The organism is Bradyrhizobium prioriisuperbiae, assembly GCF_032397745.1.
GTDB lineage: Bacteria > Pseudomonadota > Alphaproteobacteria > Rhizobiales > Xanthobacteraceae > Bradyrhizobium_A > Bradyrhizobium_A prioriisuperbiae.
In genome coordinates this window covers 945,902-972,125 of record NZ_CP135921.1, presented here as the reverse complement: position 1 = coordinate 972,125, position 26,224 = coordinate 945,902, and the positions used below count along the sequence as shown (strand labels likewise).

The following is a 26,224-nucleotide window of genomic DNA, read 5'->3' as shown; positions in this document are numbered from 1 at the left end:
ATCAACAGGGATGATTACATTTAGGGAATGAGAAAGGGCCGGGGTGCTTGGCGCCCCGGCCGTCTGGTGTGCACCGCATCAGCGCTTCTTCCACCGGCCGCGATGGCCCGGCGAGCCGCCGGATGAGCGGGGCGATGGGCCAGGAGCTGGATCGGGGCGATAGGGCTTGGATTCCATGCCGGGTCCCATCTCGTCGAGGTTGGGCTTCTTGGCGCGGGTGCTTTTCGAAGGTGGCGGCAGATTGGCGGCGTCGCCGTATTTCTTCGTCCCGGCGTAGGCGCCGGCTTTGCCCGCCACCACACGCTGCTTCACGGTGGGGTCGTCCACCACGGCGAGTTCGGTGGCGCGCAGCCGTTTGACCTCATCGCGCAACCGCGCCGCTTCCTCGAAGTTCAGGTCGGCGGCGGCCTCCCGCATCCGGGTTTCGAGATCGGCCAGCACCGCCTCGAAATTGTGCCCGATGCTGATGACATCGTCGGCCATGCCGCCGTCGCCGACCTCGACCAGCACGTGGTCGCGTTCGTAGACGCTGTTCATGATGTCGCCGATCGACTTCTTGATGCTTTCCGGCGTGATGCCATGGGCGGTGTTGTAGGCCACCTGCTTCTCGCGGCGGCGATCGGTCTCGGCGATGGCGCGTTCCATCGAGCCGGTCATCTGGTCGGCATAAAGGATGACCTTGCCGTCGACATTGCGCGCGGCGCGGCCGATGGTCTGGATCAGCGAAGTCTCGCTGCGCAGGAAGCCCTCCTTGTCGGCGTCGAGGATCGCCACCAGCGCGCATTCCGGAATGTCGAGGCCTTCGCGCAAGAGGTTGATGCCGACCAGCGCGTCAAAAGCACCGAGCCGCAGGTCACGGATGATCTCGATGCGTTCGATGGTGTCGATGTCGGAGTGCATGTAGCGGACACGAATGCCCTGCTCATGCAGATATTCGGTGAGGTCTTCCGCCATGCGCTTGGTCAGCACGGTCACCAGTGAGCGGTAGCCCGCCGCCGCCGTGGCACGGACCTCGCCGACCAGATCGTCGACCTGGGTGCGGGCCGGGCGGATGTTGACCGGCGGATCGATCAGTCCGGTGGGACGGATCACCTGCTCGACGAACACACCGCCGCTCTCGTTCAATTCCCATCCCGACGGCGTCGCCGACACCGCGACCGACTGCGGCCGCATTGCGTCCCATTCCTCGAACCGCAGCGGACGGTTGTCCATGCAGGAGGGCAGGCGGAAGCCGTATTCGGCAAGCGTCGCCTTGCGCCGGAAGTCGCCGCGGAACATGCCGCCGATCTGCGGCACGGTGACATGGCTCTCGTCCATGAACACCAGCGCGTTATCAGGCACGTATTCGAACAGGGTCGGCGGCGGCTCACCCGGCTTGCGGCCGGTGAGATAGCGCGAATAGTTTTCGATGCCGGCGCAACTGCCGGTGGCTTCCATCATCTCCAGATCGAAGGTGGTGCGCTGTTCGAGGCGCTGCGCCTCCAAGAGCCGGCCCTGGGCGTTAAGCTGGTCGAGCCGCCATTTCAGCTCGCTCTTGATGCCCTTGATGGCCTGGATCAGGGTCGGCCGCGGTGTCACATAATGCGAGTTGGAATAGATCTTGATGAATTCGAGTTCGTCGCTCTTGTGGCCGGTTAGCGGATCGAATTCCTCGATGCTTTCGATGACGTCGCCGAACAGATTGATGCGCCAGGCACGATCTTCGTAGTGCGCCGGGAAGATATCGATGGTGTCGCCGCGCACCCGGAAGGTGCCGCGGGAAAAGTCGGCGCTGGTGCGCTTGTATTGCAGCGCGACCATGTCGGCGATGATCTGCCGCTGATCGGTACGTTCACCCTTTTTCAGGGTGAACGTCATCGCGGTATAAGTTTCGACCGAGCCGATACCGTAGATGCAGGACACCGAGGCGACGATGATGACATCGTCGCGCTCCAGCAGCGAACGCGTGGCCGAATGGCGCATGCGGTCGATCTGCTCGTTGATCGAGGAATCCTTTTCGATATAGGTGTCGGTGCGCGGGACGTAAGCTTCCGGCTGGTAATAGTCGTAATATGAGACGAAATATTCGACCGCGTTGTCCGGGAAGAAGCTCTTGAACTCGCCATAGAGCTGCGCGGCCAGCGTCTTGTTCGGCGCCAGGATGATGGCCGGGCGTTGCGTCGCCTCGATCACCTGTGCCGCGGTGTAGGTCTTGCCGGACCCGGTGACGCCGAGCAGCACCTGGGTGCGCTCGTTGCGCTGGATGCCTTCGACCAGTTCCTTGATCGCCTGCGGCTGATCGCCCTTCGGGGTATATTCGGACTTGATCTGAAAGCGGACGCCGCCTTCGGATTTCTCCGGGCGCGACGGCCGATGTGGCGTCCATACGTTCAGGCTGCCATCGTCTTTGCGAAACTCGGGACGGCCGTCGCGGATCAGGCTCTCCAGCGCGTCAGCGGTCGCCGCGACGCCGAAGGCCTCCATCTTGTTGCGTGCCGGGCGGGCCAGCGTGTCGTCATCCTCGACATCGAGGCCGAGTTGTTTGGCCAGTTCCGGATCCATGGTCGGGATCGACGCGCTGGTGCCGTAATTGGCCTGCGGGGCCTCGTCGAAGCCCTGCCCCTCGCGTCGTGCACCGGACGGTTGCGGCTGCGCGCGCAATGGATTGGCCCGCGCCAGCTTGGTGTTGCGCGTCATATTCCGGTCCGGCAACGGATCGGTCGGGAGTCCGTCGGCGGCCTTGGTCGAGGCGCGGGCGCGATGCGCGGCGGCCTCGCCACCGGCGCGGCGTTCCCACGAATTCTCCGGCGGCGGTTGCAGGCCGGTTTGCGAGCCGACGCCGCTTTCGCCGCGATTGATCGCCGGATTCAGCAGCTCGGCGAGCGCAGGCCCGATCGGCTGCACATCGGGCCGGTGCGCCTTGGATTTCGGAGTCTTGTTTTTTTTGGGTTTGTCGGGGGGAGTCGCCATGGGCGGAATATGGGTCTGTTTTCCGGTCAATAAAAGACCGTTTCCGGACCCGGTAAAAAATACCTTTGTAGAGAGTCGATGCGTCACCCGGACGCGGGGCAAAGCGCCGCGAAACCGAAACCGGCGGCCGATCGCCGTCGTAGCTCGCACGGCATCGGTGCCAGTTCCACAAGGGAGATCGACATGATCTTGCGTTCGCTTTTTGCCGCGTCCGCGGCGTTACTCCTGACATCCGCGACGGCGGGTGCGGCACAAGTCGCAGCCTTGGTCGGCGGCGACACCATCGCGACAGTCGATACCGGGCAGAAGAAGGTGACGGGGACTGTCAAGGTGACCGGCATCTCCGGCGCTCTGGTTGGTATCGATGTTCGCCCCGCCGACGGCATGCTTTATGGCGTGGTCGACGACGGAACCGTGATCACCATCGCCAGTGATGGCAAGGCGACGACGAAGTCCAAGCTCGATACCATGGTGGCCAAAGGCGTTGCCGTGACGGTCGACTTCAATCCGGTCGCGGATCGGTTGCGGGTGATGGGGGCCGACGGCACCAACCTGCGCGCCAATGTCGATGACGGCAAGGTGACCAAGGACGGCGATCACAAATACGCCGATAGCGATATGCACAAGGGCGAGAAGCCCAATATCGTCGCCGGTGCTTACACAAATTCCGTGAAGGGGGCCAAGGAGACCGCCCTGTTCAATATCGATGGCACCATCGGCGGCCTGATCAAGCAGGCGCCACCGAACGACGGCGTTCTCAGTGCCGTCGGCAAGCTCGGCATCAAGGCCGAAACCGTCGCATTCGACATCTGGTCCGATGGCAACGGCAAGAATGAAGCCTGGCTGATGGCGGGAGACACGCTGCACAGCATCGACCTCGCCACCGGCAAAGCCACCGAGGCAGCAAAGATCACCGGTGTGAGCGGTTCAGTGAAGGATATTGCGATCCTGCCCGGGAGCTGATCTCAACGCGTCATAATTTGCGACGGCGCTGCGCATCCTGCGCGGCGCCGTTTGTTCGACGGGCCTGTGTTGTCTCGTGGATTTGCGCAGCGACCCAAGTCAGCATCGGCGGTCTGTTATGCGGGAACGCATATCACGTCGGCGCGAAACGATCGGCACGCCATTGACTTCGCCATGGGGATTGAGTGAACTCCGGCAAGTTCATGCAGTGGCATCTACTTTAGGATGCCGGCCAAAATCAGAAAAACGCAGGATCGTCCCATGATCGACCTTCATTACTGGCCCACGCCGAACGGCCACAAGATCACGATGTATCTTGAGGAAACCGGGCTGCCCTACAAGGTCCTCCCGGTGAACATCGGGACCGGCGACCAGTTCAAGCCGGATTTCCTGACGATCTCGCCCAACAACCGCATGCCGGCGATTGTTGACCACACGCCGAAAGATGGTGGCAAGCCGATCTCGGTGTTCGAGTCCGGTGCGATCCTCACCTATCTCGGCGAGAAGACCGGCCAATTTCTCTCCAGCGATGTGCGGGTCAAATTCGACACCCTGCAGTGGCTGTTCTGGCAGATGGGTGGCCTCGGCCCGATGGCCGGGCAGAACCATCACTTCGCGATCTATGCTCCGGAAAAGCTGCCCTATGCGATCAATCGCTATGTCAACGAGACTAACCGCCTGTATGGCGTGCTGAACAAGCGCCTGGCCGATCGTGACTTCCTCGCCGGCGATTATTCGATCGCCGACATGGCGAGTTATCCCTGGGTGGTGCCCTACGAACGCCAGGGCCAGAAGCTGGAGGATTTCCCGCATCTGAAACGCTGGTTCGAAGCGATCCGCGCGCGGCCGGCGACCGAGCGGGCCTATGCGCTGTCCAAACAGGTCAACCCGAACGCGACCACCATTCGCACTGAGGAGGAGAGGAAGATCCTGTTCGGGCAAACTGCCGCCGTCGTCAGATAAGGGGTGATCATGGCACGCAAGCTGTTCGAACTGGTCGGTGCGGATGCGGGGCGTCCGTTCAGTCCGTATTGCTGGCGCACCCGGATGGCGCTGGCGCACAAAGGCCTCGATGCCGAAACCGTGCCATGGCGCTTTACCGAAAAAAGCGCGATTGCTCCGCACAACTCCGACAAGGTGCCGGTGCTGCTGGACGGCGACACGACGGTCGCGGATTCCTGGGCGATCGCGAACTATCTTGAGGATGGTTATCCCGACCGTCCCTCGCTGTTCGGCGGCGACGGCGGCCGTGCCATGGGACGCATGCTCAACTGGTGGGGCGACGTGACGATCGTTGGCGGGATCTTCCCGCTGATCGCCGCCGACATCCACGACCATCTGCTGCCGGTCGATCAAGCCTACTTCCGCCAGACACGCGAGGCGCGTCTGGGCCGAACCCTCGAGGAGGCTGCGGCGCCGCGCGACAAAGCCGTCGAAGGTTTCCGCAAATCGCTCGATCCGTTGCGGCTGACGCTGCGGTCGCAGCCGTTCATCGGCGGCACGGCGCCGAACTATGCCGACTATATCATGTTCGGGGGCTTCCAGTGGGCGCGGGCGACCAGTCCGTTCAAACTGCTGAAACCTGATGATTCGATTTTCGACTGGCGCGAACGATTGCTCGATGCGTTCGATGGCCTTGCGCGCAAATCGCCAGGATATGAGGTCTAGCGCCGGTTTGGCTTGCGAAGGCGTTGCCGTCATAATGGGCCGACGAATCTTTGTGATCGCAGGCCATCATGACCGGATTTTCCGCCGCTGTTCCCTGGATCGGCATGGCTGCCGCCGTGCTGACAACGATTTGCTGGCTGCCGCAGGCGGTGCGGCTGATTCGCTACAAGGACACCCGCGCCATTTCGTTGTGGACCAACCTGACGTTCATCGCGGGATTGGTCTGCTGGCTGACCTACGGGATCGCGCTTGCCGACTGGCCCCTGATCGGTGCCAATGCGGTGTCGATCGTGTTCACCTCGGTCATCATCGCGATGAAGCTGCGTTACGGTTAGCGTCCGCTGCTATTCGCAAACAGTCCGGGCACAGGCAGTCCGCGCCGTCGACCGGCATCGGCAGTCGCTCCGTCTCCTCATGACACCAGCATGTCGCCGACAGGTCGCAGCCGAACGCGGTTCCGCAGCGCGCGCATGTCAGCCGGCGGGCCGGCGATGCGTCGGGAGATTGCGAACCTAACGGATTTGTCACGAACTCCACCCTGGTTCCGGCGCATCTTTCATGTCGGGTTCATCAACGAACCCCATATAGTTGGGTCATTCGATCGCCCAACGCAACGTCCGCGACGGACGGGGCGGTTCGAAAGATTGTTCGTGAGGACGCTTCAAGAGAACGTCAATGGCCCGAGATCCGCAAGCCGCCCTGGTGGCGCTCAATAGATTCGGTCTCGGGGCACGCGGTGGCGCATCCGGCGACTTTACCAGCGCGGCCTCCGATCCCCGCGGCTACGTGAAGGCGGAACTGGCAAAACCCGGCGTGGCACTGCTCGATGCGCCCGGCTTGCAGGATACGCCGGCACTGGCGAAGTTGCTGTTCGACTACCAGGACGAGGTCAAGCAGCAGCGCGATGCCGCGGCGAAGGCGGCGGTCAAGCCGGATGATGTCAAACCTGACAAGCCAATGATCGTCGCGGCGCCATCCGACAGCCCGGTCAACCCGGCTCCGATGGCCTCCCCCGACGCCATGTCGGCCGGTCCACAGGTGCAGCCCGCCAAACCAGCGCCGCAGCCGCTCAATGTTGTCCAGAAGATTTATCGCGCCGAGGCGCTGGCGCGGTTTCAGCGAGCCAGCATTGCGGAGGTCGGCTTTGTCGAGCGATTGGTGACGTTCTGGTCCAATCATTTTTGTATCTCCACCAACAAGGGTCAGCCGGCCCATATCTGGGCGGGTGCCTTTGAGCGGGAGGCGATCCGCCCGCATGTGCTGGGACGTTTCGGCGACATGCTGAAGGCGGTGGAGCAGCATCCGGCGATGCTGTTTTTCCTCGACAATCAGCAATCGGTCGGGCCGGCCTCGAAGGCGGGGCAGAATCGCAAGCGTGGCCTCAATGAAAATCTCGCGCGCGAGATCATGGAATTGCATACGCTCGGTGTAGGGGGCGGTTACACGCAGGAAGATGTGACGTCGCTAGCGCGCATCATCACCGGCTGGACCTATGCCGGCCGCGATGGCAAGCTCGGTGCGGCCGGTGCGTTCGCCTTCAACGCCAACGCGCATGAGCCGGGGCCGCAGACCTTGCTGCGCAAGAGTTATGAGGACACCGGCCTTGCCCAAGGCGAAGCGGCGCTGGCCGATATCGCGCGCCGGCCGGCGACTGCCAAATTCATCGCCACCAAATTCGTTCGGCATTTCGTGGCCGACGATCCGCCGCCCGCTCTAGTGGCGCGGCTGGCGGACGTGTTCGGCAAGACCGATGGCGACTTGAAGGCCATGGCGGTGGCGCTGCTGGAGGCCGACGCCGCCTGGCAGGCGCCGATGACCAAGATGCGCACGCCTTACGAGTATCTGATCGCGTCCGGGCGGCTGCTGGCGCGCATTCCCGAAGAGCCGGGACGCATCCTTGGTGCGCTCAGCCTGCTTGGCCAGCCGCTCTGGACCCCGGCCGGGCCGAACGGCTTTGCCGACACCAACGCGGCCTGGGCGTCGCCGGAAGGCATGAAGCTCCGGCTTGACGTGGCGGCGCAGTTCGCCTCGCGTATCGCTGATACGGTCGATGCACGCGAATTGCTCGATATCGTCGCGGGTCAAGCCGCGTCGCCGGAAACGCGGCAGACTGTGGAGCGGGCCGAATCGCGCCAGCAGGCGCTGGCGCTGCTGCTGATGTCGCCGGAATTCCAGAGGAGATGACACCAATGGAGCTGACGATGGACTGTTGTGAGAGCGCAACCCAGCGCGGCATCGCCCGCCGCTCGCTGCTGCTGGGATCGGCGACATTCGCTGCCTGGGCGTACCTGCCGAAATTCGCCCGCGCCGCCGATGGCCGTGATCCGCGCCTGGTCGTGATCATCCTGCGCGGGGCGCTCGACGGGCTTGCCACGGTGGCGCCGGTTGGCGACCCGGACTATGCCGCGCTGCACGGTTCGATCGCGCTGACATCGGACGGACCGCATGCGGCGATCGGGCTGGATTCCTTTTTCGCGCTGCATCCCGCGATGCCGGAATTCGCCCGCATGTACCGAGATAACAAGGCGGCGGTGGTGCATGCGGTGGCGACCTCCTATCGCGAACGCTCGCATTTCGACGGCCAGGACGTGCTGGAAAGCGGCTTTGCCGGGCCTGGGCGCGTGCAGTCGGGCTGGCTCAATCGGGCGATCGAGAACCTGCCGCGCGGCCAGCGGGTGACAAGCGGCCTTGCCATCGGCCCGACCACCCCGCTGGTGCTGCGCGGCGCGGCGCCGACCGTCGGCTGGGCGCCGGCCACGCTGCCGCAGGCGGCCGACGACACCGCGATGCGACTGCTCGATCTCTATCGCCATCGCGATCCGCAACTGGCGTCTTCGCTGGCCCAGGGCCTGCAGATCGAGAAGATTGCGGCGCGCGGCGACGAGGCGATGAAACCGAAGCCAGGTGTCAATGCGATGCGGATCGCCGCCAAGGGCGCGGCCAAGCTGATGGCCGCGGACGACGGTCCGCGCATTGCTGCCCTGGCCTTCGATGGCTGGGACACCCATGCCCAGGAAGGCGGCCCGGTCGGCCGTCTCGCGCAATTGCTCGGCGGGCTCGACGGGGCGTTGTCGGATTTCGAAAGCGGGCTTGGTCCGCGCTGGCGCGACACCGTGATTGTGGTGGCGACGGAATTCGGCCGTACAGCGCGTATCAACGGCACCGAGGGCACCGATCATGGGACCGGCACCGTCGCCTTGCTGGCGGGTGGCGCCGTGAAAGGTGGCCGGGTGATTTCGGATTGGCCCGGCCTGAAGGTTGCGAATCTCTATGAGAGCCGCGACCTGAAACCGACAACGGACCTGCGTGGCGTGATCAAAGGTGTGTTGCAGGATCACCTCGGCCTGAGCGAACGTGTGCTCTCGGCGTCGGTATTTCCTGACAGCGGCGCGGCGAAGCCGGTCGCGGGATTGATTGGATAACTCCCGCAACCGGCATATCGTTTCGCAAAGGTTTAGTTGCCGCGGCGCGTCGGTTGCGGCGCCTCCTGTTTCAACTTCTCCAAGGCATCAGGCATCATGCGTCCGAACATGGTGCTGAGCAGAGCGGTGGGGATCAGGCCGCCATTGTTGCCACTGTTGCTGTCCTGCCCCTGCGTGCCCGACATTAGAAACTGCGGCACCAGCGGCTGGTTGATTTTGGTCAAAGCGTCGGCGAAGCGCGAAAAATTCTGCTCCGCCAGGCGATATTCCGGCCCGCCATAGGCGTCGACCGCGAGCTTGGTGGCCTGCGCGTTTGCGGTGCCGATTGCCAGTGCCTTGTCAGCCTTGCCCTGGCCTTCCAGCCGCGCGCGCTCACCGGCCGCGGCAGCCGTCACCTTCACGGTCTCGGCATCTTTCAGCGCACGCGCCAGTGCGGCGGCGCCCTCGTTCTCGTGCACTTTCACCTGAATCAACGACTGGGTCAGCGCGATCTGCGCGGCCGAGGTCGCTTTCGCCTCGTTCAACGTGCGTTCCTGCACGGCCGCCTTCTCCTGCTCCTGGAAGGTCGTCACCTGCTCGCGCGCCACCTGGCGCGAGCGCAACTGGATCAGGATGTTCTCGATGGTCTGGTCGCCGGCCGGCGCGCGCGGCGTGCCGATCAGCACCTCCTGCAGTTCGAGCGAGTAGGCCTCGAACCGCATTTTCATTTCGCTGCCCGATTCCTCCTGGATCGCCGCGCGGTTCTGCAACAGTTCGATCAGTGTCATCTTCTGCGCGATGTTCTTGAAGAAAGCGCTGACCATCGGATCGAGTGTCTGCTCGACCAGTTTCTTCACGTCACCGAAGCGCTGGATGATCATCGGCGCTTTCTTGTAGTCGATGTGCATGACCACCGAGAGCGGCAGTGTCGGCTCGAACGCGTCCTTGGTGATCAGCGAGATTTCCGACAGGTTTTCGTCGAGCTTCAGCGCGCCGACTTCACCCCGCACCCATTTGAGAATGAAGTTGACGGTGGGAATGATCTCGATCTTGCCGGCATAGGTGTTGAAGGCATATTTGCCGGGCAGCAGCGGGTCGCGCCAGACGCCGCGGCTGCCGTTCATCACGAGTTCGCCATGGCGATATTGCTCGCCGGAGACGTCGGCGGTTTTCGGCCCGGTATAGAAGATCACGACGCCGACATTGCCGACCGGGATCACGGTCTTGTAGACGGCCTCGACGGTTGCGAACAGGCGATTAAGATACCAGGTGCCTTCGACGATGACCTGCAGCTGGCGGCCGCGATAGCCGCCCGCCTTCAGGAATTTTTCCGGTTCCTGGAAGTTGTTGTGGAAGGTGGTGAGATCACTCCGGTTGGTCCCGACCTCCGGCGCGATGATTTCACCCGACGGCAGCGAGGGGCCGTCATGGATGGTCACGATGCCGACGAGATCGTGGTCGGCGGCGAGCATCACAGGGATGAAGCCGTCGCGCTCCGCAATGGTCTGCTTCATGCTGTCGAGCACATCCTGTTCCTGCGCGCTCAACGCGTGGCCATAGACCCGCTCATCGGTGATGATGGCGAACTGCGTGGTGTTGATCGCATAGGTGCCCTCGCGCAGAATTTTGCGCTGCGGACCCTTCTGGCCGCCGCCGAGGAGAAATTTCCGCGCATCCTGAAAGTCCGATTTGTCTTCGGTGTCGTTGGCGGCAAGCACCTGAGACGCTTCAAGCGGTTCACCATCGCGCGCGAACACATAGGCGATCTTGCCTTGTCCGACGGTGACCAGGTCGGATGTGTGGATTCGATAGGTGAACGGGAAAAAGACGTGGATGCCGCCGCGCAGGATCTCGGGTTCGAAGCCAGCCTCGCCGTTCAGCGCAATGAAGCCCGATGTGATCGAGCCCTTCATCGCCCATAGCTTCTCCACGATCCCGACCTGAGTGTTCGAGATGTAGCGAAAGATGTTGGCGACACGCAGCAGGACGAGGACGGCGGCAAGCGCCGCGATCCAGGCGACGGCAGGGAAGACCTCCGTCGACATGACGGTTGCCAGAAGGCCATTGATGTCCATGGGTGATACTCCGGTGGAGTGAAGTCTGCGCGCGTGCGAATGCACGCGGCGTCATCGCCGTTGCCGGCGGTGATCAGTCGAAGTCCGTTCGCGGGGCCGCAGTCAGCCGTCGGCGCTGTTATGTCGGCGCGAAAAACGCGATGGATTTCGGAGGTGTGAGGGAAGCTCGCGCTTGTGTGTAACGCAACTCTTTGCACTGCCGATGCGTCAGCCGGCTTGCGCCTGTGTCGTTCGCAGTACGGGGAGGGCGTCTGGTGACCAGTGTGGTCATGACACTAACAATGAATAATCAATCGTGCGGTGGTCTGCGATGGATTAGTGCGGCGAGACCACGTATGCCGAAACGCAATCAATACACAGCAAGGTGTGGTGCTCCCGCCATTGCAAATCAACGCGACAAAATCGTAAGGGTGCTGTGCGCCGGACGCATGGGGGCCGGCTTATCACAGCCATTTGATTGGCTTTGCGGTAAGGGCGATCTTCAACGCAGGACGGCATCACATGAGAAAGCCGCGTTTCGGCCCAACCGAAAACGCGGCTCCGTTAATGCTGTCAGCTCGATGTCAGGCGCTCGTGATCTTATCGATCCCGGCCAGATCGTCGGCAGTCAGCTTCCACGCGATCGCCTTGACGTTCTGCTCGACCTGCTCGACAGAGGTCGCACCGGCGATCACGCTCGAGACCTGCGGGCGTGCGGCCAGCCATGAGAACGCCAGTTCGAGCAAAGTGTGGCTGCGCTCTTTGGCAAACGTGCTGAGCGCTTTGGTCACGGCAAGGTTGCGGTCATTGACATACTTGTCGCGCAGATAATCGACCTTTGCGAGCCGCGTACCGTCGGGGATTTTCCCGTCGGCGTATTTGCCGGTCAACAGCCCGTTGGCCAGTGGGAAGAACGGCAGCAGGCCCATGTTGTAGGCTTGGGCTGCGGGCAGCAGATCCGCTTCGATGCCGCGCACCAGCAGGCTGTATTCGTCCTGGCAGGACACGAACGCATGTGTGCCGAGGCTTTTGGCGATTAACTGCGCTTCGGCGACGCGCCAAGCCGGGAAATTGGAGCAGCCGACGTAACGCACCTTGCCTTGCCGGACCAAATCGTCGAGCGCGCGCAGAGTTTCCTCGATCGGCGTACGCGGATCGTAATCATGCTGCTGATAGAGATCGATGTAGTCGGTCTTCAGTCGCTTCAGGCTGGCTTCGACAGCGGATATGATGTAGCGGCGCGAGGCGCCCTGCTTCTCGCCACTGTCGTCCATGGCCTTGCTGAACTTGGTGGCCAGCACGATGTCCTTGCGGCGGTCGCCGAGCACGTCGCCCATCACCGTCTCCGAACCGCCGCGTCCGGCATAGATGTCGGCGGTGTCGAACAGCGTGACGCCGAGGTCAATCGCCTTGTGGATCACCTTGCGGGAGGTCTCGGCGTCGGTGCGCTGGCCGAAATTGTTGCAACCGATGCCGACGGCGGAGACACGCAGGCCGGAGCCGCCGAGATTACGAATGTCCATGATGGGGTCCTGAAGAAGAGGCGTGGGAGCGGTGTCCCGTACTCTGATCGCTGCGGCCGGTTCTCGCAAGTCGCATGATGGTGACGCGCAGGGGACGTCAGGCCATGCCCGGCACGGCGGTCGCTGCCTCCGGGAGATCGGCGGCGGGTTTCGGCGGCGGATAACGCAGGGCGGCTGATGTCATCTGCCGCACGGATGCCTCCGCGGCGCGGGCGATCTGCTTGCGATCGGCGCTCATGTCATAGGCGACTGGGGCCCCCCAGCTCACCGTGACGTCGACCGCGCCTGACAGCAGCACCCCCAAAATATGGGGCATCAGGTCGGCGTCGCCGTACCAGGCGAGCTTGTCGCGCAGCGCCCGGCCGGTCGGCACCCCGCCGATGCCGACATAGGCCAGCGACAGCGGCTGCACCATGATGCTGGAATGGTGGGTCTCGTCACCGAGCGCATGATGCACCGATCCGACCAGCGCGGAGCGGAATGGGAGAATACGGTTGCCGTTGCTCGAGGTGCCTTCCGCGAACAGTACGACGGTGTCGCCATCGCTCAGGCGGTTGCCCATCTCGCGGGCGACTTGGCCGGTCTTGTGACGGCGCTCGCGTTCGATGAAAATCGTGCGCTGAAGTTTGGCGAGCCATCCGAACACCGGCCAGCCCGCGACTTCGTGCTTGGCGACGAACACCACCGGCGCGACCGCGGTGATGACGATGATGTCGAGCCATGAGACGTGATTGGAGAGGATCAGCAACGGCTGGTCGCTGGAACGCTGTCCGATCTGTTGGATGCGAATGCCGATGATCGCGCTGACGGCGCGATGAAACAGGTGGGGCACGATGCGCTGCAGTCGAGAATTGAACAGAATTCCGGCGAGCTGAAACGGCAGCAGCACGAGCGTCAGCAGCAGCAGGGTCAGAACGGTCAGGACAACACGGATCATCGGGGCGATTCGTCAAAGCCGGCTCTAAGGGTTTTCCTACGACGTGATTATCGGGTTGCGACCAAAAACACGAGTGCAAAAAGCGGGGTGACGGAAGGCGGCGCAACCAGCAAAAAAAACGGCCCCGGCCAGACGCGGCGACTGGCGGGGGCCGCTCAAAGCATTTGTCCGGCGGGTCGGAGTTCGGGGTGCCGTGAAATGCTCGACTCTCAGATTGAGCGCGTACCCTGATTGCAAAAGCGCGTGATTGTAGAAGCGCCTTGGCTCGTGCCGGATACGCACTGGCACGCCTGATCAGCGACGGGGGGTAGACCAGCGTCCAGACAAAAGGCTAGCCCGGTTTTGTTGTGCATTTATGACGCCGACATCCGCGATACGCGGACGAGAAAATGCCGATTTTTTCTGCGCGGGCAAAAAGATACGACTGCTGCCGGATTTGTTTCCGGTTGCGATCGGATCGCAGTTGTCCACAGCACTATTCGGCCGCACCCAGTGTCCTCGCTGCATGTCGCATCATCCAGTCGGCATTGCCGCGCCCGGCCCGCTGTGCCAGCAGCATGTCCCGGTCGGCGGGATTGTCGCTGCGCCGGATCAGATCGGTGATCGGCATGTAGGTCAGCATCCGGCCTCCGTCAGGCAGTGCTGCGCAGCGGAAACGCAATACCTGGCCATCAGTCAGCTTGAGGTCGATCGGCGTCGGATCGCCGCTGCGGACCTGGGCGATGCGCGTCGAGATGTAGGAGCCGAGTTCGGCTTCAGGCATCTCGTAGGCATGGATATCGCGGCCGTGATACATCAGGGCTACGAATGGAGGCTTGTTCCGTGCCTGCTGTTCGCTCAGCCTGAACATCTCCCGAAAAGCACGGTTGATGAACTGGGCGCGGGTGTCGGTGTCGAGCAGCACGACGCCGATATCCATCTCGTCGAGCGCGCCGGACAATTGTTCGAGCCTCATGCGCCGCTCGCGCTCGCGCGCGATGGCGCCGGTGAGTTTTGATTGCATGAGACCGATGATCGACGCGATGGCCGGGGCGGCGACGCAGACGACGATCAACCTCGCGAACTGCGGGCCGGCCAGCGGCGGTGCGTCCGACGGCATCAGAAGCAGCGCAGTGAACAGAATGGAGATAGCGGCGCTTGCGAGGCCGGAGCCTATTCCGCCAACCGCCGCCGACAGCGCCACCGCACCGATGCACAACGCCGCTGCCTCGGGGACGGCAACGACCCACCGGTCGATAACGAATATTGCGACCGCTAGTGCGGCCGCCGCAAAAGGTCCCGATACCGTTCGCCAGTCCAAGCGCATGGAACTCACCGTTCGCGCTCAGATTAGCCCTGTGAATGTTGCGTGTCTGTTGTGGTAGCATCGTGTTTTCGCCGTCGGCGCTAACGAAGTTCTAAGGCGAATGTCGCGGATTTCACCAAATTTGAATCAAGGATCGCGCTTCAAGGTCGCGATATCTGGAATCGAGACGTTCCAGAACAGGGGCGGGTGCGTTCGCGTGCACCATCGTCGTGCGATTGATATCCGGGGGAGGTTATGCATTCGATCGGTGGGCCGGCTTTATGCCGATCGCCGCCGGTACTCGTCTCATGCCCAATGCGTGGAAAGCGGTAACAGGGCGCTTGGCCGTTCCGGCTATTTTGGCGCCGGCATCACGCGCAGAATGCGGCCGGCCTGGGTGTCGGTCAAAAGCCACAGCGCGCCGTCCGGTCCTTGCCGAACGTCGCGAATGCGTTCGTTGAGGTTTTGCAGCAGACGTTCCTCGCCGGTGACCTTGTTGCCGTTGAGCGTCAGGCGTACCAGCATCTGGCCGGCGAGCGCGCCGGTGAACAGGCTACCTTTCCAGGACGGAAAACTCGCCCCCGTATAGAACGTCATGCCCGAGGGAGCGATCGACGGCACCCAGTATTTGACCGGCTGCTCCATGCCGTCCTTGGCAGTGCTGTCGTGAATTTTCGCGCCGCTGTAGTCGATGCCGTAACCGATCACCGGCCAGCCGTAGTTCTTGCCTTTGCCGATGATGTTGACTTCGTCACCGCCGCGCGGGCCGTGCTCGATTTCCCAGAGATCGCCGGTGGCAGGGTTGATGGCGAGGCCCTGTTCGTTGCGATGGCCGTAGCTCCAGATTTCGGGCCTCGCATCGCTGCGCCCGACGAATGGATTGTCGCTCGGTGCCGCGCCGTCCGGCGTGATGCGGATCAGCTTGCCGAGATGATTGCCGAGGTTCTGCGCTTCGTTGCGTGGGCTGAAATGCTCGCCGAGGGTAACGAACAGGTTGCCGTCGGACCCCTGCGCGATGCGACAGCCATAGTGGTTGCCGGAGGAGAGCGGACCGTCCTGGCGGAAGATCACCTTCACGTCGGCCAGGCGCGGCGAGGCGCCGTCGGCAAGCGTGGCGCGCGCGACCGCGGTGCGGCCGCCACCAGCCACGCGCTCGGCATAGCAGAAATAGATTGTGCGGTTGTCGGCGAACGATCTGTCGGTGATGACGTCGAGCAGGCCGCCCTGACCGGAGGCCCAGACGTCGGGGACGCCGACGAGCGGCGGCGACAGTTTGCCGTCACGCGTGACGATGCGCATGCGTCCGGGACGCTCGGTGACCAGCATGCGGTTGTCAGGCAGGAAGGCGAGCGCCCAGGGGTGCATCAGGCCGCTGGCGATGGTTTCGACCTCGAGCGGCCCGGCGGACGATCCGAACGATGGATTATCACCGCGCGTGCCGGTGGCGATTACCAAACTGGTGGTGAGCACGATCGCAAGCGTCAGCGATGCAGTCACGAGAACAATGGGCGTTTTCATCGGGCGTCTCTGGTATGAGGCGGATGGCTTCGCCGCCTAAGCGAATGACCGCTGATGCAATGGTGCAACGTGCAAAATGGCGCCTGCCGCGCTCACATGGGCATCGCGGCGACCATCCGGATCGACAGCATGGTGAGCGTGACGATCAGGCACAGCGACAGCGATCCGATCGCGAGCGAAGCCGCGATGGTGTTTTTCAGGCGAGAAGCAGCAAGTGCGGCACGGTCTCCAAAACCGTGGCCTGCACTCCGCGACCGGGTCATGGTCGTTCGTCCATGGTTAAAACATGTTGCGACATACGCGCTGCGGGCGAATCACCGCATCGCCGGAATCTGGCAAAAAGCACCGTCAAGATTGCGGCCGTCCGCGCGGCGGAAATGGCGAAATCGAGGCGAAAAACCGGCGAAATTTCAGTTGCCCCCGCTGATCCCACACTTCATTCCGCGGGGACGCCGGTCTCGTCTTCGGGCACCTCGGTCGGGGCCCAGTCCATCGCCACGAACCGGGGCTCCTGCTCGATGCGCGTGAGCCAGGCGCGAACCGCAGGGAAGCCGGACAGGTCGTAGTCGCATTGGTCGGCGACGTGAGTGTAGCCATACAGCGCGATGTCCGCCACCGTGAGCTGACCGGCGGCGAAATAGTCGCGAGTCTGCAGATGATTCTCCATCACCTGCAGCGCGCGATAGCCGCGCTCCATCCAGTCTTCCAGCGAATAGGCATGCAGTTCACGGCCGCCCTTGACCAGCGACAGCCAGAAATAGGCCGCGCCAATGTTCGGCTCGAGTGCGTGCTGCTCGAAGAACATCCACTGCATCGCATCGGCGCGATCGAGCCGGCTTTCCGGCGCCAGCGAAGTCCCGATTGCGACATACCAGAGGATGGCGTTGGACTCAGCGAGATAGCGACCGTCGGCCACTTCCAGAAGCGGCACCTGCCCGTTGGGATTCTTTGCAAGGAATTCGGGGGTGCGGCTTTCGCCCTTCAGGATGTCGATTTCGATCGCATGATACGGCGCGTTCATCAACGCCAGCGCAAGGCGAACCTTGTAGCTGTTGCCTGAGCGCTGCATCGTATAAAGTTTGTACATCGATCGTCGTCCGGTATGCACGACCGTTCTCCCGCTGCGCACCAAGAATGGTGTCTGCGATGCCGTGCTGCAACCCCCTCGATTTTGAAAAAGTCAAAGTGCAGTGCAGCATGCCACAGGCGCAGCAGAACATGCTGGCATCATCAATACTGGCAAAATCAGGATCTTCGGAACAAGGCCCACAGAACCAGTGTCCCGCGACTCACACGCGCGCGAGGCGATGGTTGAAAATGCTCACGCCACCGATATCGGTGACCGCACGCCGCAGTGTCAGCACATACAGCGCCATCACGACGATGAGCCCGAGCGGGATGCCGGTAACCCCGGCCACGCTGCGCGTGATCAGGGGCACGGTCCAGACTGCGGCGAGCAGGCTGATCTCGTAGTCGCGGAAGCCGTGCGTCAGTCCGTGGCGGACGAAGAATGCGATCGACACCGCCAGCACGACGAGGTCGTAGTCGAGCACATATGGTGTGGCCAGGAGGCACGCCGTCGCCAGCGCTGAAGCCTTGAGTTCGCGCCCGGCGTCACTGCGCCACAGCCACGCGAGACTTGCCGCGAGTGCCAGCGCGAGCGCGGACTGAACCGCATACGCCACCGGAAGGCTGGCACCCCACATCCGTGTCGCCGAAAAGATCGACTGGATTTTCTCCCAACCGGTGCCGCCCTGTTCGAGCACCACCTGTTGCGTGAACGTCATCGACGCGAAAAAGGCCTGCCAGACGCCGGCGCCGAACACCGCGAAGGTCATGGCGATCAGCGCGCCGACGGTGGCTGCGGCCGCCGCGATTGTAGTCCAGCGTCCACTGACCAGCAGCACCAGTGGGATCAACACGCCGAATTGCGGCTTGTAGGCCAGGAGGCCGATCAGCAGGCCGGCGAGCGCTGGCCGGCGATCGAGCAAATGGAGTCCTGCGCCGAGCAGTGCCGCCGTCATGAATCCGTTCTGGCCGTGCCCGATGTTGACGAGAACAGCGGGGAAGGCGAGCGCCGCAAGCCCGATGTCAAAGGCGATGCTGCGGTTCGGCAGGATCGCACGGATCGTTGCGAGGTAGGCGAGCCCGCTGGTGGCGAGCCATAGGGCAAGTCCCCATGCATAGGGCATGGTCGCAACCAGAGCGGCCACCACGAAGAAGAACGGTGGATAGTGCCAGCCGAAAAACGGCACCTCGCGCCCCCCGAACACCGCCCGTTCAGCGGCGTACTGGCGCGGTGGGTCGTAGGCGTCCGCGGCCTGGCCGCTCAGGGTCAGCACGCCGGCGGCATAGACATTCGAGAAATCGGTCCCCAGCGGCTTGCCGTTGCGGTCGATCCCGTGATCCGACAGCGCCACCCAGGCCAGCAGCCCCGCCAGCGTCATGCCGAGCAGCAGCAGGCTATAGCCGCACACTCGCGCCGGGGTAAGCCAGCCGCCGCTCCGCAGCGATTGCCAAAAATGAGCCATTTACCTGCAAAAATTGACGAATGTTGCGCGGAGGGTAGCGGACCCGTCTTTAAGGTTTCCTTAGTCCGGCCGGCATTTCCGCATCTTTTCGGCGAAGCTTCTTGCGGTGCTGGAACGCGGGCTTTAGGGTACGACCCTGCCCACAAAATCCGACTCGCACGCGTTCCCGCTCGCGGTCGTTCGCAAGGAGAAAACGATGTCTTTCCTGTCTGCCTCGCTCGCCCGTGTGAAGCCGTCCGCGACCATCGCGGTCACGGATAAAGCGCGGCAGCTGAAAGCGGCGGGGAGGAACGTTATCGGCCTCGGCGCCGGCGAACCGGATTTCGATACTCCGGCCAATATCAAGCTGGCGGCGATCCACGCCATCGAGGCCGGCAGGACCAAGTATACGGCTGTCGACGGCATTCCCGAGCTGAAGGAGGCGATCATCGCCAAGTTCCAGCGCGAGAATGGCCTGACCTACAAGCCGAACCAGATCACGGTCGGCACCGGCGGCAAGCAGGTGCTCTACAACGCGCTGATGGCGACCCTCAATCCGGGGGATGAAGTCATCATCCCGGCGCCGTACTGGGTGAGCTATCCGGAAATGGTGGCGCTGGCTGGCGGTGAATCCGTGCCGGTGGTCTGCACGGCGGAGCATGGCTTCAAGCTGCAGGCGGCCGATCTCGAGCGTGCCATCACCCCGAAGACCAAGTGGATCATCCTCAACTCGCCGTCAAACCCGACCGGCGCGGCCTACAGCCATGCCGAGCTGAAAGCGCTCACCGACGTTCTGGTCCGCCATCCGCAGGTCTGGGTCATGACCGACGATATGTACGAGCACCTGGTCTATGACGACTTCAAGTTCGCCACGCCGGCGCAGGTCGAACCGAAACTGTTCGACCGTACGCTGACGGTGAACGGCGTCTCCAAGGCCTATTGCATGACCGGCTGGCGTATCGGCTATGCGGGCGGTCCGCAGCCCCTGATCGCCGCCATGGCCACCATCCAGTCGCAATCGACGTCGAATCCGTCGTCGATCGCGCAGTGGGCCGCCGTGGAGGCCCTCAATGGACCGCAGGAGTTCATCCCCGCGAACAACAAGGTGTTCAAGGAACGCCGTGATCTCGTGGTGTCGATGCTGAACCAGGCGAACGGCATCAACTGCCCACGTCCGGAGGGTGCATTCTACGTCTACCCGTCCTGTGCCGGCACCATTGGCAAGACCGCACCATCCGGCAAAAAGCTCGAGACCGATGAAGATTTCGTGACTGAGCTGCTGGAGACCGAGGGGGTTGCGGTGGTGCAGGGGTCGGCGTTCGGCCTCGGACCGGCGTTTCGCATCTCTTACGCCACCAAAACCTCGGATCTCGAAGACGCCTGCAAGCGGATCCAGCGTTTCTGCGGCAATCTTCGGTAACCGTTTAGATCGGTTCTGTGTTGCCCGTTAGCGACTATCGCGGCTTTTTTTAGAAAGCGCCATGTTTTTGACACGGCGCTTGTCTCATCGTCTGCCGCGTTCAAAAAATCTTTCCTCCGGAGTCAAACATCATGCGTCTACCTGCCCTCATCGGCATCGCCACCGCGACGCTCATCGCGTCATTCGCATCCGCCAATGCCCAGCAGGTTCAGGCTGGCATTCTCGAGTGCCAGGGCGGTCAGAACGTCGGTTTCGTCGTTGGTTCGGCCACCGAGCTGCAGTGCATTTTCCGCAGCAACGACGGCCGCTCGGCCGAGCCCTATATCGCCAGCGTTCATCGCTACGGCCTTGACCTCGGTGTCACCCAGCAGACCGGCCTTGCCTGGGCCGTGAACGCCCCGACCTATCGCGTCGGACGTGGCGCGCTTGCCGGACAGTATGGCGGCATCGGCGCCAACGCGACGGTCGGTGTCGGCATCGGTGCCAACCTTCTGGTCGGCGGTTCGGCCAACGCCTACTCGCTGCAGCCGCTTAGCCTGCAGGGCCAGACCGGTCTTGCTGCCGTCGCCGGCATTGTCGACGTCCAGCTGCGCCCGGCCGATCTCGGTCCGAAGCGCCGCGCTCACCGTCGCCATCGTCATCATCACTAAGACGACGGAGCCGGACTGACAGGTCCAGGCTCTCGTTGACAGCTCAAAAGGCCCGCAACTGCGGGCCTTTTTTGTTGGGCGTGTGTGGCCGCGGCGTCATTGAACATTGCGCCCTGCTATGGACTAATGACACCGGTTCGAAGTGCCTTACGCGCGCCCCCCGCGCTTTTGCCGCCTTTGCTGTTCGTCGTCTTCTTCCGTCATGTCCGTCCGTCGCCCTTGCGACCCAGCTGGAGATTACCCATGCGCCGCCTGTCTGCACTCCTCGGAGTTGCCGCCATCACACTTGCAGCGTCGTTCACGCTTGCTCATGCCCAGCAAGGCCGCGTTCAGGTCGGCGTGCTCGAGTGCCGCGGCGGCTCGAGCCTCGGCTTCATCGTCGGCTCGGTCACCAACCTGTCCTGCGTGTTCAACGCCGACGGCCGGGCGCCGGATTATTATGTGGCGCAGATCCGCAAGATCGGCCTCGACCTCGGCATTACCGAGCAGAGCGCGCTGGCCTGGGCAGTGTTCGCCCCCACCAACCGGATCGGTCCCGGCGATCTCTCCGGCGGCTACGGCGGCGTGCAGGGCAGCGCTACGGTCGGCGTCGGTGTCGGCGGCAACGCGTTGATCGGTGGTTCAACGAATTCGTTCGCGTTGCAGCCGCTCAGCCTGCAGGGTCAGGTTGGCATCAGCATCGCGGCGGGCGTTGCCGAGCTGACCCTGCGTCCGGGACGCTGAATCCAGACAATTTGACGTGATCTGACCTGAGGCGGCCGATACGAATTTCGTATCGGCCGTTTGTCTTGCGCCGACGTGGCAGACGGCAGCTCCTTTGACGGTCGGCTGGCGTCATGTTGCAGAGCCGCAAGTTTCGTCCTTGCCAACCGGGCGGACCCCTGAGACGATCCCCGTCGCCGACCCAATCATGGGCCGAGCTCCAGTCAGGAGGCGGCAATGGGACACGAAGTCTCAAAGGGACTTGATGTCAGAAGTCCCCGAGGTCCACGGTGCATTGCGCTCGTGGGCCCATTCCAAAGCGGTAAGACCACCCTTCTCGAGGCTATCCTCGCGCGCACAGGCGCAATCCCCAAACCAGGCACCGTCGAAGCAGGCACCACTTTCGGAGATTCATCCCCGGAGGCGCGCAGCCATCGCATGAGCGTCGGGCTGACCGCAGCCACCACGACCTTCATGGGCGATACCTATACCTTCATCGACTGCCCGGGATCAGTGGAGTTCATCCACGACATGCGTACGGCGCTGCCGGCGGTCGATGCCGCGGTGGTGGTCTGCGAGGCCGACCAGCGCAAGCTGCCGCAGCTTCAGATCATCATGCGCGAGCTGGAAGACCTCGGCATTCCGCGCTTTCTGTTTCTGAACAAGATCGACAAGGCGGATCAGCGGGTGCGCGAGACGCTGGCCACGCTGCAGCCGGCCTCGCGGGTGCCGCTGGTGCTGCGGCAGATTCCGATCTGGACCGACAATATTATCGCCGGCTTCGTCGACCTCGCGCTGGAGCGCGCCTTCGTTTACCGCGAGCACATGCCCTCCGAGGTGGTGGCGCTGGAAGGCAGCGATCTCGATCGCGAAAAGGAAGCCCGCTTCACCATGCTTGAAAAGCTGGCCGATCACGACGACCGGTTGATGGAGCAATTGCTGGAAGATATTCCGCCGCCGCGCGATGCCGTGTTCGACGATCTGGCGAAGGAGTTGCGCGACGGGCAGATTTGTCCGGTGCTGCTGGGGTCGGCGACACGCGAGAACGGCGTGCTGCGGTTGATGAAGGCGCTGCGGCATGAATGCCCGGGCGTGGCGGAGACAGCGAAGCGCCTTGGAGCCGCTGCGACAGGCAAGGACGCGATCGCTTACGTGATGAAGACGGCGCATCTGCAGCATGGCGGCAAGCTGTCGCTTAGCCGGGTGCTGGCCGGGCACATGGAGGAGGGGGCCACCGTGCAATCGTCGGATGGCCGTTCCGGTCGCGTCTCCGGCATGTCGGCGGCCTCCGCGGCGAGCGATACCAAACGCACGTCGGCCGATGCGGGCGACGTGATCGCGCTCGGCAAGCTCGACCAGATCAAGACCGGCGATACGATTTCGTCGGGCAAGACCGCGCCGGCGTCATTGATCGAGATCGCGTCATTGTCTCCGGTGCTCGCGATCGCGCTTGCTGCAGTCGACCGCAAGGACGACGTCAAGCTCGGCCAGGCGCTGACGCGGTTGTATGAGGAGGACCCGTCGCTGACCGTTATTCACGATCCGCTGACCCATGAGATGGTCGTGTGGGGACAGGGCGAGATGCATCTGCGGGTGGCGCTGGAGCGGTTGCGCGATCGCTTCGGCGTCAACGTCAAGCAGCATCCGCCCGGCGTCGGTTATCAGGAAACCATCCGCAAGCCGATCACCCAGCGCGGCCGTCACAAGAAGCAGTCCGGTGGCCACGGCCAGTTCGGCGACGTAGTGCTCGAGATCAAGCCACTGCCACGTAGCACCGGCTTCACCTTCACCGAGAAAGTGGTCGGCGGCGCGGTGCCCCGCAACTACATTGGGGCGGTGGAGGAGGGCGTCAAGGACGCGCTGTTGCGAGGCCCGCTCGGCTTCCCGGTGATCGATATCGCCGTCACCCTCACTGACGGCTCCTATCACAGTGTCGACTCGTCCGATCTGGCGTTTCGCACGGCGGCGCGCACCGGCATGAGCGAAGCGCTGCCGCAGTGCCAGCCGGTGCTGCTGGAGCCGATCTATGTGGTCGAGATCGTCTGTCCGACCGATGCGACGGCGAAAATCAACGCCATCCTGTCGGGGCGGCGCGGACAGATCCTGTCGTTTGACACCCGCGAAAACTGGTCCGGATGGGATGCGGTCCGGGCGATGATGCCCGAAGCCGAGATCGGCGACCTGATTGTCGAGCTGCGGTCGGCCACCGCTGGCGCCGGTGGTTTTACCCGTCGGTTCGATCACATGGCGGAGGTCACCGGCCGCGCCGCGGACCAGATCATCGCGGCACATCGTTCCGCGGCGGCCTGACCAGACGCCGATTTGGAAGCCTAAAGGGGCGCTGTTCGCAGCGCCCCTTTTTCTACGAAGAATCTTTTCGACTAAATATCCATTGTATTTATGGTATAAATGATGTTTTATGCACCATAATTAAACGTTTGGAATTGACATGATCACTCCCGCTCAGATGCGCGCGGCGCGTGCGTTGCTCGGTATCGACCAGCGGCAACTCGCGGAGATGTCCGGCGTGTCGCTGCCGACGATCCAGCGCATGGAGGCGAGCGACGGCACGGTGCGCGGTGTGATCGATACCTTGATGAAAGTCGTCGAAGCCTTCGACCGCGCCGGGATCGAGCTGATCGGCGATAACGCGCAAAGCACCGAGGGGGGGCGCGGCGTGCGTTTCAAACATGCAAAGCCTCCAGATTTGCGCTGACTGAAAACCGGCGGCTGCAACGGTCGCCGATCCTGCAAAGGCAACTCACGCGGCAGGAAAGGACGACAATGGCCGCCACTGCTCTGCAACCCACCTTTGTCGATCTGTTCACCCCGAAGCTCGTCACCGTGCTGCGCGAGAACTATCGGCTGCGGGATTTTCGCGCCGACGTTGTCGCCGGCCTGACGGTCGCGATCGTCGCGCTGCCGCTGTCGATGGCGATCGCGATTGCATCGGGCGTCACGCCGGATCGCGGACTCTATACCGCCATTGTCGGCGGCTTCGTTGTCTCGCTGCTCGGCGGCAGCCGGTTTCAAATCGGCGGTCCGGCCGGCGCGTTCATCGTGCTGGTGGCGGCAACCGTCCATCTGCATGGCATCGATGGCCTGATCCTCGCCACCATGCTCGCGGGCCTCATTCTGCTGGCCGCCGGTTTCCTGCAGGTCGGCACCTTCATCAAATACATTCCCTATCCGGTCACGGTCGGGTTCACCGCTGGCATCGCCGTCATCATCTTCGCCAGTCAGATCAAGGATCTTCTCGGGTTTACGCTTGCCGGCGCCGAACCCGGCGCGCTGTTGCCGAAGCTGCAGGCGCTGGCTTTGGCATGGCCGACCGTGAGTCCGTTCGCCGTGCTGTTGTCGGCGCTGGCGATCGGAACCATTGTCGCGATTCGAATCTGGCGGCCGCACTGGCCGGGACTTCTCATCGCGGTTGGCCTCGTGACGGTTGTTGCGTGGGCCTGCAATCTTCCAGTGGAAACCATCGGGACCCGCTTCGGCGGCATCCCGCGCGGGCTTCCGGCACCGCAACTGCCAGCCATCACGCTCGCCAAGATCATCGAGGTTCTGCCGTCGGCGTTGTCGTTCGCGCTGCTCGGCAGCATCGAAAGCCTGCTGTCGGCCGTCGTTGCCGACAGCATGACGGGGCGCCGCCATCGCTCCAACTGCGAACTGGTCGCCCAGGGCGCCGCCAACATGGCCTCCGCGCTGTTTGGCGGCATTTGCGTCACCGGCACCATTGCTCGCACCGCGACCAATGTCCGATCCGGCGCACGCGGGCCGCTCTCTGGGATTCTGCATTCGGTCTTCCTGTTGCTGTTCATGCTGCTGGCCGCGCCACTGGCGAGTTACATTCCGCTTGCCGCACTCGCCGGCGTATTGGCGACGGTGGCCTGGAACATGGCCGAGCGGCACGCGTTCGCAACTCTGGTGCGCGCGTCACGCAGCGATGCGATCGTCGTTCTGGCAACCTTCCTGCTGACTGTGTTTCGTGATCTGACGGAAGGTATTCTTGCCGGCTTTGGCCTCAGTTCGCTGCTGTTCCTGCATCGCATGGCTCACACCGTTGACGTCATGAATGTGCCGCTCTTGTTGAATGAGGATCACTCCGACGCCGCGGGCGGAAAAGCGCGGGTGCCTTACGACGCGACACTCGCGACCGATCCCGATGTGGTGGTGTATCGCATTTCCGGGGCCTTCTTTTTTGGCGCGACGGCGACCGTTGCCGATGCGCTGGAACGGATCGCCGAACATCCGAAAGCCTATGTGATCGATCTGTCGGCGGTGCCGCTGCTGGATTCGAGCGCCGCAGCAACGCTCGGAGGCTTTGTGCGCAAGGCGGCGGGCAGGAATGTGCGTGTCTACGTGACCGGGGCGCGGGCCCCGGTGCGACATACGCTGCTGCTTCATGGGGTTCGCCAACCGCAGGTCCGTTTCATGACCAGCATTGCTGCGGCGGTCGCGCTGGCACACGCCAATATTGGCGCGGTCTCACCGCCGGCGACGGCCGATGCCGCCAATATCGATCGGTCCGGCTCCGACCCTGCCTGATTGACTCCATCCGGCCTGACGTGGTTTGACCCAGAAAGCGGGCGGGTGAACACGCCCCAAACCAGAAATCATCGGGCAAGATTATCGGGCAAGACT

22 protein-coding genes are annotated in these 26,224 nt (G+C 63.1%); 12 read left to right on the top strand and 10 right to left on the bottom strand.

The window, feature by feature from the left end; translation table 11 throughout:
- Positions 1-78 precede the first annotated feature (78 nt).
- A complete protein-coding gene (uvrB, locus tag RS897_RS04495; RefSeq protein ID WP_315835395.1) occupies positions 79-2,949 on the bottom strand; it encodes an excinuclease ABC subunit UvrB in 2,871 nt (956 codons plus the stop codon).
- A gap of 183 nt (positions 2,950-3,132) precedes the next feature.
- Here uvrB and RS897_RS04490 point away from each other — a divergent pair, with 183 nt between their 5' ends.
- The 4 genes from RS897_RS04490 to RS897_RS04475 all read left to right on the top strand — a co-directional run bounded on the left by RS897_RS04490 (position 3,133) and on the right by RS897_RS04475 (position 5,915).
- Positions 3,133-3,912, top strand: coding sequence for a DUF4394 domain-containing protein (locus RS897_RS04490; RefSeq protein WP_315835394.1), 780 nt, complete (start codon positions 3,133-3,135; stop codon positions 3,910-3,912).
- 261 nt (positions 3,913-4,173) lie between these two features.
- On the top strand, positions 4,174-4,875 hold the full coding sequence (locus RS897_RS04485; protein ID WP_315835393.1) for a glutathione binding-like protein: 702 nt from the start codon (positions 4,174-4,176) through the stop codon (positions 4,873-4,875).
- Between the two features lie 9 nt (positions 4,876-4,884).
- Positions 4,885-5,580, top strand: a complete 696-nt coding sequence (locus RS897_RS04480) for a glutathione S-transferase family protein (RefSeq protein ID WP_315835392.1) — start codon at positions 4,885-4,887, stop codon at positions 5,578-5,580.
- A gap of 68 nt (positions 5,581-5,648) precedes the next feature.
- Positions 5,649-5,915, top strand: coding sequence for a SemiSWEET family sugar transporter (locus RS897_RS04475; RefSeq protein WP_315835391.1), 267 nt, complete (start codon positions 5,649-5,651; stop codon positions 5,913-5,915).
- On the opposite strand, the gene RS897_RS04470 is transcribed toward RS897_RS04475, so the two are convergent.
- On the bottom strand, positions 5,887-6,108 hold the full coding sequence (locus tag RS897_RS04470) for a cysteine-rich CWC family protein (RefSeq protein WP_315835390.1): 222 nt from the start codon (positions 6,106-6,108) through the stop codon (positions 5,887-5,889). The two genes, RS897_RS04475 and RS897_RS04470, sit on opposite strands and share 29 nt — an antisense overlap.
- 147 nt (positions 6,109-6,255) lie before the next feature.
- Between RS897_RS04470 and RS897_RS04465 the strand changes: the two genes are divergently transcribed.
- Both RS897_RS04465 and RS897_RS04460 read left to right on the top strand, forming a co-directional pair.
- Positions 6,256-7,764 carry a DUF1800 domain-containing protein gene (locus RS897_RS04465; RefSeq protein ID WP_315835389.1) on the top strand — a complete coding sequence of 503 codons (1,509 nt, stop codon included), beginning with the start codon at positions 6,256-6,258 and terminating at the stop codon, positions 7,762-7,764.
- A 5-nt stretch (positions 7,765-7,769) separates the two neighbouring features.
- Positions 7,770-9,002, top strand: a complete 1,233-nt coding sequence (locus RS897_RS04460) for a DUF1501 domain-containing protein (RefSeq protein WP_407654429.1) — start codon at positions 7,770-7,772, stop codon at positions 9,000-9,002.
- Positions 9,003-9,034: 32 nt separating this feature from the next.
- On the opposite strand, the gene RS897_RS04455 is transcribed toward RS897_RS04460, so the two are convergent.
- The 8 genes from RS897_RS04455 to RS897_RS04420 all read right to left on the bottom strand — a co-directional run bounded on the left by RS897_RS04455 (position 9,035) and on the right by RS897_RS04420 (position 18,829).
- A complete protein-coding gene (locus tag RS897_RS04455) occupies positions 9,035-11,026 on the bottom strand; it encodes an SPFH domain-containing protein (protein WP_315838518.1) in 1,992 nt (663 codons plus the stop codon).
- Positions 11,027-11,619: 593 nt separating this feature from the next.
- Complete coding sequence (locus RS897_RS04450; RefSeq protein WP_315835387.1) at positions 11,620-12,558, bottom strand: aldo/keto reductase; 939 nt, start codon at positions 12,556-12,558, stop codon at positions 11,620-11,622.
- A gap of 97 nt (positions 12,559-12,655) precedes the next feature.
- Positions 12,656-13,495, bottom strand: a complete 840-nt coding sequence (gene olsA, locus RS897_RS04445; protein ID WP_315835386.1) for a lyso-ornithine lipid O-acyltransferase — start codon at positions 13,493-13,495, stop codon at positions 12,656-12,658.
- A gap of 475 nt (positions 13,496-13,970) precedes the next feature.
- On the bottom strand, positions 13,971-14,801 hold the full coding sequence (locus RS897_RS04440; protein WP_315835385.1) for a PAS-domain containing protein: 831 nt from the start codon (positions 14,799-14,801) through the stop codon (positions 13,971-13,973).
- Between the two features lie 333 nt (positions 14,802-15,134).
- Positions 15,135-16,298 (bottom strand): PQQ-dependent sugar dehydrogenase, encoded by a 1,164-nt coding sequence (locus tag RS897_RS04435; RefSeq protein ID WP_315835384.1) that lies wholly within the window; start codon positions 16,296-16,298, stop codon positions 15,135-15,137.
- A gap of 92 nt (positions 16,299-16,390) precedes the next feature.
- Entirely contained in the window at positions 16,391-16,561 is a 171-nt protein-coding gene (locus RS897_RS04430) for a hypothetical protein (protein ID WP_315835383.1), read from the bottom strand.
- Between the two features lie 173 nt (positions 16,562-16,734).
- Positions 16,735-17,385 carry a glutathione S-transferase family protein gene (locus RS897_RS04425; protein ID WP_315835382.1) on the bottom strand — a complete coding sequence of 217 codons (651 nt, stop codon included), beginning with the start codon at positions 17,383-17,385 and terminating at the stop codon, positions 16,735-16,737.
- 202 nt (positions 17,386-17,587) lie between these two features.
- The gene (locus RS897_RS04420; RefSeq protein ID WP_315835381.1) at positions 17,588-18,829 is read right to left on the bottom strand and encodes a glycosyltransferase family 87 protein; all 1,242 of its coding nucleotides are present in this window, start codon (positions 18,827-18,829) and stop codon (positions 17,588-17,590) included.
- A 196-nt stretch (positions 18,830-19,025) separates the two neighbouring features.
- Here RS897_RS04420 and RS897_RS04415 point away from each other — a divergent pair, with 196 nt between their 5' ends.
- From RS897_RS04415 to RS897_RS04390, 6 genes are all read left to right on the top strand, one after another.
- Entirely contained in the window at positions 19,026-20,228 is a 1,203-nt protein-coding gene (locus tag RS897_RS04415) for a pyridoxal phosphate-dependent aminotransferase (protein ID WP_315835380.1), read from the top strand.
- A gap of 131 nt (positions 20,229-20,359) precedes the next feature.
- Complete coding sequence (locus RS897_RS04410) at positions 20,360-20,878, top strand: DUF992 domain-containing protein (protein WP_315835379.1); 519 nt, start codon at positions 20,360-20,362, stop codon at positions 20,876-20,878.
- A 243-nt stretch (positions 20,879-21,121) separates the two neighbouring features.
- Positions 21,122-21,601, top strand: coding sequence for a DUF992 domain-containing protein (locus RS897_RS04405; protein WP_315835378.1), 480 nt, complete (start codon positions 21,122-21,124; stop codon positions 21,599-21,601).
- 216 nt (positions 21,602-21,817) lie between these two features.
- The gene (locus RS897_RS04400; RefSeq protein ID WP_315835377.1) at positions 21,818-23,890 is read left to right on the top strand and encodes an elongation factor G; all 2,073 of its coding nucleotides are present in this window, start codon (positions 21,818-21,820) and stop codon (positions 23,888-23,890) included.
- Between the two features lie 139 nt (positions 23,891-24,029).
- A complete protein-coding gene (locus RS897_RS04395) occupies positions 24,030-24,296 on the top strand; it encodes a helix-turn-helix domain-containing protein (RefSeq protein ID WP_315835376.1) in 267 nt (88 codons plus the stop codon).
- 68 nt (positions 24,297-24,364) lie between these two features.
- The gene (locus tag RS897_RS04390) at positions 24,365-26,128 is read left to right on the top strand and encodes a SulP family inorganic anion transporter (protein ID WP_315835375.1); all 1,764 of its coding nucleotides are present in this window, start codon (positions 24,365-24,367) and stop codon (positions 26,126-26,128) included.
- Positions 26,129-26,224: the final 96 nt, after the last annotated feature.